14 protein-coding genes, 1 tRNA gene and 1 pseudogene are annotated in these 12,953 nt (G+C 69.9%); 9 read left to right on the forward strand and 7 right to left on the reverse strand.

Annotated features, from left to right (window positions below):
* Window position 1 precedes the first annotated feature (1 nt).
* Window positions 2-742 (reverse strand): TIGR04282 family arsenosugar biosynthesis glycosyltransferase, encoded by a 741-nt coding sequence (locus tag MXD59_RS24185; protein WP_283097426.1) that lies wholly within the window; start codon window positions 740-742, stop codon window positions 2-4.
* 2 nt (window positions 743-744) lie between these two features.
* Window positions 745-1,479, reverse strand: coding sequence for a glycosyltransferase family 2 protein (locus tag MXD59_RS24190; protein ID WP_248826887.1), 735 nt, complete (start codon window positions 1,477-1,479; stop codon window positions 745-747).
* A gap of 165 nt (window positions 1,480-1,644) precedes the next feature.
* Between MXD59_RS24190 and MXD59_RS24195 the strand changes: the two genes are divergently transcribed.
* The 5 genes and pseudogenes from MXD59_RS24195 to MXD59_RS27560 form a co-directional block, all read left to right on the forward strand.
* Complete coding sequence (locus MXD59_RS24195; protein ID WP_248826888.1) at window positions 1,645-2,385, forward strand: response regulator transcription factor; 741 nt, start codon at window positions 1,645-1,647, stop codon at window positions 2,383-2,385.
* A 3-nt stretch (window positions 2,386-2,388) separates the two neighbouring features.
* Window positions 2,389-3,522 (forward strand): sensor histidine kinase, encoded by a 1,134-nt coding sequence (locus MXD59_RS24200; protein WP_248826889.1) that lies wholly within the window; start codon window positions 2,389-2,391, stop codon window positions 3,520-3,522.
* A 105-nt stretch (window positions 3,523-3,627) separates the two neighbouring features.
* Entirely contained in the window at window positions 3,628-4,746 is a 1,119-nt protein-coding gene (locus MXD59_RS24205; protein ID WP_248826890.1) for an NAD-dependent epimerase/dehydratase family protein, read from the forward strand.
* Window positions 4,747-4,825: 79 nt separating this feature from the next.
* The gene (locus MXD59_RS24210) at window positions 4,826-5,626 is read left to right on the forward strand and encodes an S-methyl-5'-thioadenosine phosphorylase (RefSeq protein ID WP_248826891.1); all 801 of its coding nucleotides are present in this window, start codon (window positions 4,826-4,828) and stop codon (window positions 5,624-5,626) included.
* Between the two features lie 123 nt (window positions 5,627-5,749).
* Window positions 5,750-6,745 (forward strand): annotated as a pseudogene (locus tag MXD59_RS27560) (MFS transporter); the annotation flags it as partial.
* Between the two features lie 273 nt (window positions 6,746-7,018).
* Here MXD59_RS27560 and MXD59_RS27565 read toward each other — a convergent pair.
* Entirely contained in the window at window positions 7,019-7,690 is a 672-nt protein-coding gene (locus MXD59_RS27565) for a peroxiredoxin-like family protein (protein ID WP_372512191.1), read from the reverse strand.
* Between the two features lie 101 nt (window positions 7,691-7,791).
* Here MXD59_RS27565 and MXD59_RS24220 point away from each other — a divergent pair, with 101 nt between their 5' ends.
* The 3 genes from MXD59_RS24220 (at window position 7,792) to MXD59_RS24230 (ending at window position 10,400) form a co-directional block, all read left to right on the forward strand.
* On the forward strand, window positions 7,792-8,745 hold the full coding sequence (locus tag MXD59_RS24220; RefSeq protein ID WP_248826893.1) for an AraC family transcriptional regulator: 954 nt from the start codon (window positions 7,792-7,794) through the stop codon (window positions 8,743-8,745).
* Window positions 8,746-9,198: 453 nt separating this feature from the next.
* Window positions 9,199-9,441: a fibronectin type III-like domain-contianing protein gene (locus tag MXD59_RS27570; RefSeq protein ID WP_372512192.1), complete on the forward strand. Its 243-nt coding sequence runs from the start codon at window positions 9,199-9,201 to the stop codon at window positions 9,439-9,441.
* A 50-nt stretch (window positions 9,442-9,491) separates the two neighbouring features.
* Entirely contained in the window at window positions 9,492-10,400 is a 909-nt protein-coding gene (locus tag MXD59_RS24230; RefSeq protein ID WP_248826894.1) for an SDR family NAD(P)-dependent oxidoreductase, read from the forward strand.
* An 866-nt stretch (window positions 10,401-11,266) separates the two neighbouring features.
* Here the strand turns inward: MXD59_RS24230 and MXD59_RS24235 are convergent.
* The 4 genes from MXD59_RS24235 to MXD59_RS24255 all read right to left on the reverse strand — a co-directional run bounded on the left by MXD59_RS24235 (window position 11,267) and on the right by MXD59_RS24255 (window position 12,628).
* Window positions 11,267-11,500 (reverse strand): ribbon-helix-helix protein, CopG family, encoded by a 234-nt coding sequence (locus MXD59_RS24235; protein ID WP_248826895.1) that lies wholly within the window; start codon window positions 11,498-11,500, stop codon window positions 11,267-11,269.
* A 66-nt stretch (window positions 11,501-11,566) separates the two neighbouring features.
* Entirely contained in the window at window positions 11,567-11,725 is a 159-nt protein-coding gene (locus MXD59_RS24240) for a hypothetical protein (protein ID WP_248814069.1), read from the reverse strand.
* Window positions 11,726-11,782: 57 nt separating this feature from the next.
* The gene (locus tag MXD59_RS26745; RefSeq protein WP_308301777.1) at window positions 11,783-12,364 is read right to left on the reverse strand and encodes a transposase family protein; all 582 of its coding nucleotides are present in this window, start codon (window positions 12,362-12,364) and stop codon (window positions 11,783-11,785) included.
* Between the two features lie 168 nt (window positions 12,365-12,532).
* Window positions 12,533-12,628: transfer RNA gene (locus tag MXD59_RS24255), tRNA-Arg, on the reverse strand.
* 138 nt (window positions 12,629-12,766) lie between these two features.
* Between MXD59_RS24255 and MXD59_RS24260 the strand changes: the two genes are divergently transcribed.
* Window positions 12,767-12,916, forward strand: a complete 150-nt coding sequence (locus tag MXD59_RS24260; RefSeq protein ID WP_248826896.1) for a DUF433 domain-containing protein — start codon at window positions 12,767-12,769, stop codon at window positions 12,914-12,916.
* Window positions 12,917-12,953 lie beyond the last annotated feature (37 nt).

Genomic DNA, 12,953 nt, shown 5'->3' on the forward strand with positions numbered 1-12,953 from the left:
GTCACGCGGTCTCCCGTGCGCCGGCCGGGTCACATGACCGCGAGCGCAGATCGGCGGCGACGGCCGCGAACCGGCCGCGGGGGACGAGGGTCGCCACCGGTGCGATGTCGGCGGCCGTGTCGACGTCACGCAGCACCGGCAGATCGACCACCCGCAGGCCGGCGTCGCGCAGCCGGGTGTGCTGGCGGGCGCCGGTGTCGGGCTGGGAGGTCGGCACCCCGCGCACCAGGTCGCCGTCCGCGGCGCCGAGACCGAGCAGCCACCATCCGCCGTCCTGTGCCCGGCCGAACGCGGCGTCGGTGTCCCGGCGCAGCCGCGCCGCGGCCCGGAGCAGCCCGGCCGGGGTGATCTGTGGGGTGTCCATCCCGACCAGGAGTGCCGGCTGGCCGCGGACCGCGTCGAAGGCGGCGGCGAGGCGGACGTCGAGCGGACCGTCGACCTGGGCACGCAGGGCGAACTCCCGGGGCAGCCAGTGGCCCGGATGGCCGTCGAGGACGACCAGGGGCCGGACCCCCAGCGTCCGGCTCGCGGACGCCACCGCGTCCAGGGTGTCCGCGAGCGCCGCCGCGGCGAACCGGGCCGCCTCCCGCGGTGTGTAGGGCGGTGTCAGCCGGGTCTTGACCCGGCCGGGCAGCGGTTCCTTGGCGATCACGATCAGTGTGGGTGGGCCGAGCGGGTTCGGCGACCGGTCGGCGGCTGCCGGCAGATGGCGGGTCCCCGCACGGCCTGGGGGTCGCGTCATGGTCATGGCAGGCGTCGCAGGATCGCTGTCATGTCCCGCACGGCGCGGGCGGTGCCCAGCGCGGTACCGGTGACCTTCGACCGGCCCGTCCGCGGGTGGTAGCGGACGTCCGTCTCGGTGATCCGCCAGCCCCCGGCGGCAGCCCGGACGACCAGTTCCAACGGGTAGCCGAACCGGCGGTCGGTGATCCCGAGGTCCAGCAGGTCGGTGCGCCGGGCGACGCGCATCGGCCCGAGGTCACGCACGCCCGTCCCACACCGGCGGCGCACGGCGGCCGCCACCACCGCGTTGCCCACCCGGGCGTGCACCGGCCAGGCGGCCGATGTCACCGGACGCCGCCGGCCCAGCACCAGGTCGGCATGGCCGGCGGTCACCGTCGCGACCAGTCCGGGCAGTTCGGCCGGGTCCAGCGAGGCGTCGGTGTCGCAGCAGCACACCACCGGCGCGCGCGCCGCGAGCAGGCCCGCGTGGACCGCCGCGCCATAGCCGCGTTCGGTCACCGTCACCACCTCGGCGCCGAGCGCGCGAGCCAGCTGGGCCGACCCGTCGGTGGAACCGTTGTCGGCGACGATCGGGTGATAGCCGACCGGCATCCGGGAGAGCACCCAGGGCAGTGCGCTCGCCTCGTTCAGACAGGGCAGGACGACGTCGATCCCGCCCGGTAGGTCGGCCGGGTCGGCCAGATCGGCCGGGTCGGCCAGGTTGGCCGGGTCCCTGGCGGTGTTCACGATGGGCATGCGCGGCACGCTAGCCACGGTTGGTGACCGGAATTCTTACGGAACGGGGATGCCTGCCGCGGGCGCCGAGCCCGTCATCCGAGCGACCGGCGGAGAAGATTACGAATCCCGAACGGGCACCCGTCTCCTCCACGGAGGATCTCCCACAGCGCCTACGGTGAGACGGTGGCCCGTGTCCTGCTCGTCGATGACGACATCACCGTCGCCGATGTCGTCAGCCGTTACCTGCTCCGGGCCGGGTTCGAGGTCGACCGGGCCGTCGACGGCCCGGGTGCGCTCACCGCCGCCGAACGAACCCCGCCCGACCTGGTCGTCCTCGATCTGATGTTGCCGGGCCTGCCGGGTCTGGAGGTCTGTCGACGGCTGCGCGAACTGGGCCCGGTGCCCGTGGTGATGCTCACCGCCCTCGGCGCCGAGTCGGACCGGATCCTCGGGCTGGAGACAGGCGCCGACGACTATGTGACCAAACCGTTCTCCCCCCGCGAACTCGTCCTGCGGGTGCGTTCGGTGCTGCGCCGCACCCAGGAACCGCCACCCGGCCCGGTCGGCCGCCCCCTGCTGCGGGCGGGCCGGCTCGCCGTCGATCTGGCCGCGCGCACCGTCATCCGGGACGGCCACGACCTGTCCCTGACGATCCGCGAGTTCGATCTGCTCGCCTTCCTGCTGCGCCATCCCGGGGTGGCGTTCTCCCGGGCGACGCTGCTCGAACGGGTCTGGGGCTGGACCTACGGGGACAGCTCCACCGTCACGGTGCACATCCGCCGGCTGCGGGAGAAGATCGAGGACGATCCGAAATCTCCCACCGTGCTGACCACCGTCTGGGGCGTCGGCTACCGATGTGATCTACCTGCTCAGGAGGTCACTGCCACATCCGTTCCGTCGGATGAACCCGTGGAAGCGGGCTGACCGGTGGAACCGGACCTGCAGATCTGCGCGATCGCGCTCGGCTGCTCCCTGGCCGCCCCGCTGCTCGCGGCCCCGGTGCTGCACCGCCTGCGGCGGGCGTCCCTGCGGGTCTGGGCGGCGGCCATCGTCGCCGTCGCGGTGGGTGGCATGGCGGCCGGTGTCGCGGTCACGGCCAAAGTGATGTTCCTGTCCCAGCATGACCTGCACGTCGTGCTCCTGGTGGTCGCCGTGTCCGGGAGTGTGACCGCGGCCATGACACTGTGGCTGGGCCTGTCCGTCGCCCGTGTCTCCCACGTCCTGGCCGCCGCCGCGGGCCAGCTCGGCGGCCCCGGCTACCGTCCGACCGACCGTGAGCCGCCCAGCGCGGAGCTGGCGGTGATCGCCCGTGCGCTCGACGACTCCCATCGCCGGCTGCTGGCGGCGGCCGAACGGGAACGGGCGCTGGAGGCGAGCCGGCGTGAACTCGTCGCCTGGGTCAGTCACGACCTGCGCACCCCGGTCGCCGGGATTCGCGCCGTCGCGGAGGCGCTGGACGACGGTGTCGTCGACGACCCGGCGGTCATCGCCGCCTACCACCGCACGATGGTGCGCGGCAGCGAACGCCTGACCGTGCTGCTCGACGAGCTGTTCGAGCTTTCCCAGCTGCAGGCCGGCGTGATCGCCCTCGCGGTGGAGAAGGTCCGGGTGGCCGATCTGGTCGCCGAGGCGATCGGCACGGCCGATCCGATCGCACGGGCGAAAGGTGTCCGGCTCACCGGCGACGTGGACGAACTCGACCGTGTCGACGTGGACGTGGTCGAGTTCCAGCGCGTGCTGACGAACCTGATCGCCAACGCGATCAGGCACACCCCCAGCGACGGGACCGTCGCCGTCTCGGCGTCGGTGGCGAACGGGCGGGCCGAACTCGCCGTCCGCGACGGCTGCGGCGGGATCCCACCCGATGATCTCGGGCGGCTGTTCGACGCCGGGTATCGCGGTGAGAGCGCCCGGTCCCCGTCCGAGGACCGCGACCGGGCTGGTGCGGGCCTGGGGCTGGCCATCGTCCGCGCCCTCACGGAGGCGCATGGCGGCGAGGTCAGCGTGCACAACGTGCGCGGCGGCTGCCGGTTCGTGGTCAACCTGCCCGTGGCGAGCTGATCGGCCGGCTGTCCCGCCCGGCGGGCGCACCACCCGGTCCCGGGGCGCCGCGATGTCAGCGCTTCGTAAGATCCGGTCCGCACACTGACAGTTAGCGTCGGTGGCATGCGGGTCCTTGTCACCGGCGGCGCCGGATTCATCGGTTCCCACGTCGTCGACGTTCTGCTCGCCGCCGGTATTCAGGTACGTGTCCTGGACGCGCTGCTACCCGACGTGCACCGCCGCGCTCGCGGCCCCGAAGCCCCCGGGTCCGATACCTCCGGTACCTCCGACGCCGACCTCGCCAGCCTCGCCGGCCTCGCTGGCCTTGATCCCCGGGCCCAGCTCCAGGTCGGTGACGTGCGTGACGCGGAGACCGTCCGGGCCGCACTGGACGGTGTGGACGCGGTCTGCCACCAGGCGGCGATGGTCGGCATGGGTGTCGACCTGGCCGATCTCCCCGCCTACGTCGCGCACAACGATCTCGGCACGGCCGTCCTGCTGGCCGAGATGGCCCGCGCCGGCCTGCACCGGCTGGTACTGGCCAGCTCGATGGTCGTCTACGGCGAGGGCGCCTACCGGTGCCCGGCGCACGGCCCGGTCCGCCCGCGGCCCCGGCAGGAACCCGACCTCGCCGCCGGCCGGTTCGACCCGCGCTGCCCGACCTGTGGACAGCCCGTCGAGCCGCGGCCCGTCACCGAGGACGCGCCGATGGACCCCCGGTCGGTGTACGCCGCCACCAAGCTCGCGCAGGAGAATCTCGCGGCGGCCTGGGCGGCGGCCAGCGGCGGCACCGTCATCGCCCTGCGCTACCACAACGTCTACGGACCACGCATGCCACGCGACACCCCGTACGCCGGTGTCGCGTCCCTGTTCCGCAGCGCCCTGGAACGCGGTGGGCGCCCGGCCGTGTTCGAGGACGGCGGCCAGCTACGCGACTTCGTGCACGTCACCGACGTGGCCCGGGCCAACCTGCTCGCCCTGCGCTGGCCTGAGGCACCGGCCCGCCGGCTGAGCGCCTTCAACATCGGCAGCGGCCGTCCACACAGCGTCGGTGAGATGGCGCGGGCGCTGTGCACCGCCTTCGGCGCGCAGCCGCCGAGGATCACCGGCGAGTTCCGCGCCGGTGACGTCCGGCATGTGTTCGCCTCGTCGGCCCGCGCCGGCCAGGCACTCGGCTACACGGCCACCGTCGGCTTCGGCCCCGGCATCGCCGAGTTCGCCCACGCCCCACTGCGCGCCTGAACGGCGATCCGGACCGACCGCCCTTGGCGCACGCGGGCAGCCCAGGACACCCAGCAGCCAGGACACGTAGGAGTCGACGATGACGAAGGCCGAGATCGCGGTGATCGGTGGAACGGGCCTGTACTCGTTCCTCGACGACGCGGCCGAGATCCAGGTGGACACCCCCTACGGGGAGCCGAGCGACCGGATCGCCGTAGGCAGCCTGGCCGGCCGGGGCGTCGCGTTTCTCGCCCGGCACGGCCGTGACCACCGCTTCCCGGCCCACCGGGTGAACTACCGGGCGAACATCTGGGCGCTGCGCAGCCTCGGCGTTCGCCAGATCCTCGCGCCGGCCGCGGTGGGGGCGCTGCGCCCCGAACTCGGCCCGGGCACGTTCGTCCTGCCCGACCAGCTGGTCGACCGCACGTCCGGACGCGAGACGACCTTCTACGACTCCGGTGCCGTGCACGTGTCCTTCGCCGACCCCTACTGTCCGATCGGACGCGCGGTGGCGCTGCGCACCGGAACCGAACTCGGCCTGGACATCGTCGACGGTGCGACCATGGTCGTCATACCGGGCCCCCGCTTCTCCACCCGGGCGGAGTCCCGTTTCTTCGCCGCCCAGGGCTGGTCACTGGTCAACATGACCGGCCACCCGGAGGCGGTCCTGGCCCGTGAGCTCGCGCTCTGTTACACCCCGATCGCGATCGTCACCGACCACGACGCGGGTTCCGGCATCGCCTCCGCGGTCACCCAGGCCGAGGTCTTCGAGGTCTTCGCCCGCTCCGTCGGCATGCTGCGAAACCTTCTGCGCCATGCGCTGGCGGAGCTTCCGACCGAGCCGTCCTGCGCGTGCCGACACTCCCTGGACGCCATGACGCTGCCCCACCCGCTGCCCTGAACATGCCGGCTTCTCCCTGACCGCGTCGCCAGAACCAGGCCCGGTGTAACGGATGCCCCCTACCCGGTGACTTCGGTGGTGACACCAGAAGCACGTGGAGGGCGGGAGACCCGGGTGGCATCGGTGAAGGCGACCGCGGTCGCGACGACGCTCGATGAGGCGAGCGCGCCCGCGGGCACGCGGCGCCGGCTGGCCCGGCGGCTGCTGCCACTGCAGGTCGCGGTCGGGCTTTCCAGCATGGTCCTGTGGGTCCCGGTCGAGAAGCTCTTCATGACGCAGATCGGGTTCACCCCGCGCACGGTCGCGGTCATGGCGGCCGCGTACGCCGCGGTCGTCCCGCTGCTGGAGGTTCCGTCGGGGGTTCTCGCCGACCGGTGGAGCCGCAGCGGGCTGATGGTGTGCGCCAACGTCGCGCTGCTGGTGAGCACGGTGCTCGGCGGTCTGAGCCACGACGTGCCGACCTACATCGCCGCGGCTCTGATCCTGGGTGTCTACTTCGCGCTCAGCTCCGGAACCATCGACAGCATCGTGTACGACGTCGTCCTGGCGGAGACCGGGTCGAGCGAGCAGTACGAGACGTGGATCGGCCGGGTGAACATGGTCGAGAGCGGTGTGCTCGTCGTGAGCGCCCTGGCCGGCGGGGCCATCGCCGGCTGGACCTCCCCGCGGGTGACGTACTTCGCCACCCTGCCGTTCGTGGCCGCCTCGGCCGTGGCGTTCGGACGGTTCACCGAGCCGCGGCTGCACCTGCCCGCGGAGCCGGTCACCCTGCGCGGGCAGGTGGCCGTCACCTACCGCACGATGATCCGGCTGCCGGCCGTACGTCAGACGCTGCTGCTGGCGGCGCTGACCGCGATGCTCGCCCAGGCCGTGTTCGAGTTCGGACCGCTCTGGCTGGTCGCCCTGGCCGCGCCCGCGGCGCTGTTCGGCCCGTACTGGGCGACGGTGGTCTCCATGCTCGGCATCGGTGGTTTCCTGGCCGGCAGGTTGAACCTCGACAACCGCGTGGTCGTCGCCGTCCTCGCACTCGCCGCACCGGCCGCCACGCTCGCCCTGACGCTGACCCGCTCACTCGCGGCCGTGATCGCCGCCCAGACGATCCTGACCCTGCTCCTGGCGATCATCGGTATCCGGGCGGGCAAGCTGCTGCACGACGCCGTGCCCTCGACCATCCGCGCCGGCGTGTCCTCGGGGGCCGGCACGCTGTCCTGGCTGCTGTTCCTGCCGTTCTCGCTCGCCTTCGGCTGGTTCGCCCATGCGCACGGGGTTCGTCAGGCCGGCTGGTTCCTGACGGCCACCGCGTCGGCGACCGCTGCCCTGTTCGTCACCACCGCTGTGCACCGGGACGCGGCAGCGCCGGCGCGGCCCCGGATGCCGCGCCGGCGCCGGCCGTCACCGCAGTCCGTGCAGCGCGGCGAGGACCTCCTCGGGGCCGACCCGCCAGCGGTAGTCGGCGGAGACCGAGCGGAACCGGATCACCCCGTCGGTGTCGATCACGAAGGTGGTGGCGACGGGGAGTTCGTAGCTGTCGTCACCGTTGAACTCCGCCAGGTCGGTGCCGATCCCCTTCTGCACGGCGGTCGGGACGTCGTCCTGCCGGAAGACCAGGCCGTAGTCACGCGCCACCCGGTTGTGGAGATCGCTGAGAACCGTGAAACCAAGTCCTTCCTTCTCCGCGAACGACAGTGAGTTGTCCGGCGTCTGCGGTGACACCGCGACCAGGGTCGCGCCGGTCGCCTCGATCTCGCCGAGCGATCCCTGGAAGGCGTGCAGCTGCAGATTGCAGTACGGGCACCAGGCGCCACGGTAGAACACCAGCACCACCGGACCCGAAGCCAACAGATCATCGAGCGCCCGGCTGGTGCCGTGGACGTCCGGCAGCACGAACCGCGGCGCGGGCGTTCCCACCGACGGGGCAGTGGAACCGACACCGTCGGCGGCCATGGCCTCGGCGTTGCTGTCGAACGGGGCCAGCGCGTCGGCGCCGTACGCCTCGTGCAGCTGGGAACGCAGAGCCACAGTAGCGGCGGTCAGGGAGGTGGAAGCAGTCTCGGATGTGGACATGACCTCACGATAGAAAGACGAACCGAGCCTTTACATGCCTGGAAATCTCATTTCTTTATCCGATCGGCTCATAACATCAGCGTGGACGATAGCATCGAACAATGGACGCTCCGGCCGACCCGCTCACCGACGTGCTCCAGCTCGCCCGCGTCCGCGGCGCCGTGCTCGCCCAGCTCGTCGCGCACGAACCATGGGGCGTCGAGGTCGACCCCCAGCCCGGCGCGACCTTCCACGCGATCCTCGCCGGCTCCTGCTGGCTGCGCACCGCGGGCACCGACCCGCTGCGGCTGATGCCCGGCGACGTCGTTCTGCTGCCGACCAACCTCGCCCACACCCTGTCCAGCGGACCCACCACCGCCGCCATGCCGCTCACCCAGGCGGCGAAGACCGGGCTGCGCACCGACGACGGCGTCATCGAACTGCCCGGCATCGGCGCTGCCAGCCGCATCCTGTGCGCCTCGTACGACTACGACCACGAGGTCGCCCAACCACTCATGTCCCTGCTACCGCGGGTCCTGCACCTGCCCGCCGGTGTTCCCGGCGATGACGGCGCCGTCGCCGCCACACTCGCGCTGCTGCGCTACGAACTCAACGGTGTTCCGCCCGGCTCACGGGCTGTCGTCGCCCGCCTGGTCGACGTCCTGCTCGTCCATGTCGTCCGCTCCTGGCTGCGCGCCCGACCGGCCGGCGACGGCTCGTGGCTGCGCGCCCTGCACGACCCCGTCACCGCCCGAGCACTCGCCCTGCTCCACGAGACACCGGCACACCCCTGGACCATCGAGAACCTCGCCGCAGAGGTGCACATCTCCCGAGCCACCCTGACCCGCCGCTTCACCACCCTCGTCGGTGAACCCCCGCTGACCTACCTCACCCGATGGCGGATGGACCTCGCCGCCCAACGGCTACGCGAGACCGACGAGTCCGTCGCCACCATCGGAACCACCGTCGGCTACACCAGCGAACACGCCTTCTCCCGCGCCTTCCATCGCGCCCGAGGACAGCCACCACATCGCTACCGGATCAGTACACGAACCAGCGCGACGAACGACGCCTAGCCACGGCGGTCCGGTGGCGATGCCGAGCGCCCACCGGGCAGGATCGGATCAAGCCACAGTGACTCCCGCCGGAGTGCGGGACCGACTGTGGCTACCGCCGTGGCCCGAGCTGTGGCCGCCGTGGCCTGCGGAGTCCGCTGTTCGGCGGATGCCGATCAGTCATGATCGCGTGATGCGTCGACGCCGTGCCTGTTCACCGGTTCCGACATCGGAGTTCGCGGGGTTCCGGCTTCCAGCGGAGGTGATCGTCCTCTCGGTCCGCTGGCACCTGCGGTACGCGCTGTCCCACCGGACGCCGGGAAGCTGCTCGACGAGCTGCTCCCCGATGCCTGCCATGTCGACGCCACCGGGAGAAAAACCGGATCGGCACCAACCCACAGCTGAAGCTGGCAGCCACGCTCACCGAACACGCAGCAGCCGCCTCACCGGCAGCCGACATGCCCAGCTTCGGTCATTCAGCTCCACGTACACCCGCGTGTGAGCACAGTCGTCCAGCCGATCCTACGACTCGCCGGATTCAGACGCATCGAACTCGAAGCGGGCGAGCCCCACTACATCACGTTCCCGGTCGGACAAGAAGCACGCGCGATCCCGAACAACCCCATGCGGTGTACCGTCGAGACGGGCCTCGTCGACATCATGGTCAGCCCCAGTGCAGCGGATACCACGAGCGTCCAACTCGAGCTGCATACCTGACGTCGTGCGCGACTCGACCGTTCACAGTCGATCCGGAAGGAAACAACCGAGTGTCTCAGCGCCTGAAAGGAAAGTCGGCCCTTGTCACGGGAAGTGGCAATGGCATTGGCAAGGAGGTCGCGCTTTTACTGGCAGCCGAGGGGGCATCGGTCGTTGTGAACGACCTCGGCACCGATATCGAAGGCGAGGGGAGAAGCTCCGCTGCCGCGGATGGGACCGTCGCTCAGATCACCGCGTCCGGTGGTACGGCCGTCGCCAACTATGACTCGATCGCCACGCCCGACGGCTGCGTGAACGCGGTCCAGACCGCCGTGGACAACTTCGGCGCCTGCGACATCGTCATCGCCAACGCCGGCGCACTTGTCGCTGGCAGCCTGGCGGGCATCGAAGCAGACGACGTCTCGTGGCAGAAACTCCTGAACCTCTATCTCGGCCAGAAGTTCTGGCTCTCCCGGGCCGCGGTGCCCTCGATGCTCAAGCGTGGCTGGGGCCGGGTGCTGTTCGCCACTTCCGAGATCGCCCGCGGCACACAGGCCAACCCGCTCGGCGCCGCGGTGCTCGGTGGTGGAATCGCCATGTCCCACGACCTGGCAACCCAGCACCGCGACAGCGGTGTCACGTTCAACTGTTACGCCCCCGGCGCCGGCACCCGCACGTTCGATCTTTACAAGGATCAGATGGACGACGCCCTCCGCGCCCGGGGAGTCCCCGAGGATGAATTCGGAAAATTCTATCTGCCACCAGCGAACCTCATCGCACCAATGATCACCTGGCTGTGCACCGATGCCGCCGCTGGCATCAGCGGCCAGGTATTCGCGGTGAGCGGATCCTCGATCACGCGCTGGACCGAGGTGACCGACGGGCCAAGCATCATAAAAGACGGCGACCGGAACGCCCTCTGGACCTTGGATGAACTTGACACCCAGGTCCCGGCGCATCTCATCTCCAACGACGCCTGATCGTTCAACACGGTCCGCTCAGGTTGAGCGGAGGGAGCCGACAGCACCCGTACGGCCTCCTCCGCTCAGCTCGGCGATTTCGAAAGCCTTGAGCTGTCAGCAACGCGTGAAAGCTGCCTCTCTGACGACGGGTCGATGTTGACCCTCTCCCATCGTCTGACCACGTCCAGCAACATGGTTTACCGAGGGTGACTCCGCGCGATCCTGGTTGAAGGCCATGTGGTGAGGACTTCGGGTGTCACGCTGATCTCGAGCGTGTCGGACGGATTGTTCGTGGCATCAAATTTCGCGAGCCGCTTAACTATGCCGGTTCAGCTGGTGTCTGACGAAAGGCGGCGCAGCACCCCACCCGGACTGACACGTTCCTCGACGCCAGCTACCAGCACCGGCATACGCCCCTTACACCTGATCCTCTACCGCGGGCCCTGCCGCGGAGAAGCGTGCGGCGCGCACCGGCCCGACGTCGATCAGGAAACTCTCGGCCACGCCGCCTACCAGACGACCGCGAACCTCCACACCTCAGTTCTCAAGAGAAGGCCCGCCTGGCCGCCGAAGGAGCCGCCGGCCCGGTCCGCGCACACCCAGCCGCTCACAGAAGCTCACAAACTAGCAAAAACGCAGGTCAAGCAGGGCGCGCTCGGCAAGGCACAAAACATCCCCAACCCGGGATACTACGGATCGCGCACATCTACATGCTGTCCGCCAGCAGGGACTGATCTGCCGTCCGGCCCCCAGCACCTTCGGTGTGATGCCGGCTACCCCGCCCCCGTCCGTGCGCGATCGCCCAGATCGCAGCCCCCGACCGACGATCCTCCACGGCCTCTGCGCACATCGCGGGGACTCGGCCAGGTCTGACGGGTGACCGTTCACGCAACGTCGAGCCATGCGCGCAGTGCCTGGCGGATGATGTCGCTGGCGTTGGTGTGGTCGGCGTCGGCCCGGGCGGCCAGAGCAGCGCGCAGATCTGGGTCGAGCCGGACGGGGACGACGTCCCCGGGCGCGGAGCCGAGCGGTCGCCTGCCGCCACGCCGACGCAGCGCGGCAACGTCATAGCCGGTTTCGGCCTCGGCGGCGAGTTCGTCGATCAGCTCGGAGGTCACGGGTACGCCGCGACTGGTACGGACGGCGCTCCTGCCCGTCAGTGGTCATCGTCATGTTCTCCCTGGTCACAGCAGGAGATCCCGATATTTGGGACGCATCCGCATCGCATGGATGATGAGTTCCGTACCGTCGTCGAGAGGGTAGGCGACGAGATACCCCTCGACGGCATGGCGGATGTCCCCGTCGGCCACGCCATGCTTACGCGCCGACTGGTAAATCTCCACCGGTCAACTCGCTGAGCCGACCCGCCCCACTCGACTGTCGGCGATGTGCCCGCCCGATCAGGCCCGGATCCGATGCCGCTGGACCCGCCACAGGCTCGCTGGGCCGCCAAAGATCGGAAGCATCCCGCAACCGAGCAGGCCAAGGATCGTCCTCGACGAGGCGGAGCACGGGAGCACGTCACATGTGCAGCTCCACCAGATCGCACTCCCGTCCCGGATCCCCAACGTGATGTCGTCGACGGTGCGAAACGCCACCCGAAGCAGCTCGGCCACATCCGTCTTGGCCAGGTGTTTCACCAGCCAGACGCAGGTCTGTTCGACATCGCGGGTGAATCCCGATCCCGGTCGTGCCCGGGGGACCGCGGACACGACCACATGATGCTCCGGGCAGCGCACGCGGGGAAGATCCGCCTCGAGGTAGACCTGGACGGTACCCGGATCCAGGGCTCGCCAGCGGCGCCGTCCCACACCCTTGTCGTAACCGGGACATGCTGTTCCACAACGGGAGCATCGTACTGATGTGCTTTTTCGGGTTCTTAGATGGGCGATGACCGCGTTCCGATCCTCGTCGCACTCGACCCGTTCCACCACGACCTTCTCGACACCGAGCAGTCGACGCCATACCCTGGATGCGCGCACGCCGTTCTACCTCGCTGGCAGCAGTTTCTCGACAATTCCGCAACCTAGCGACGATGCCCACCAAAGGCAGCGACAGGCAGTACAAACTTGCAGTACTCGTGGTCCGGAAAGCTCAGAGCCCCGCGCAGTGTGATCGACTGCGGGGCCCTGGACTGTCTCAACCTGACATGCGCTCGGAGGGAATCGAACCCCCAACCTTCTGATCCGTAGTCAGATCTGGACATTCTGCTGACGTCCGCGAATGTCCGCCAAGTACGCAGGCGCCGGAACTTTCATGCCCTGATATCCGCCGTCGTCCCAGGTTGTCCGCTTGCTCGGCTGTCGCTTTGGCTGTCACCGCTGCGACCGGGCGACCAGCGCGATCGGCCGATCTCAACCCGCCATGCGGGCATACTGGTGTTCATGGAAGCCAACCTCCTCGCGCTGATCGTCGCCGACCCGGCTGTCGGTCACGGACAGGCGTGCATCCGAGGGAGCCGCGTGCCCGTCAGCGTCGTGCTCGACTGCCTGGCCCCTGTCTGTCAGAGTCCCATGAGACAGATGGATCTTTGAGACCTGTGTAGCGGTAGGGCGAGACGGGATCTTCAGA

It is taken from the genome of Frankia umida (genome assembly GCF_023242945.1).
GTDB lineage: Bacteria > Actinomycetota > Actinomycetes > Frankiales > Frankiaceae > Frankia > Frankia umida.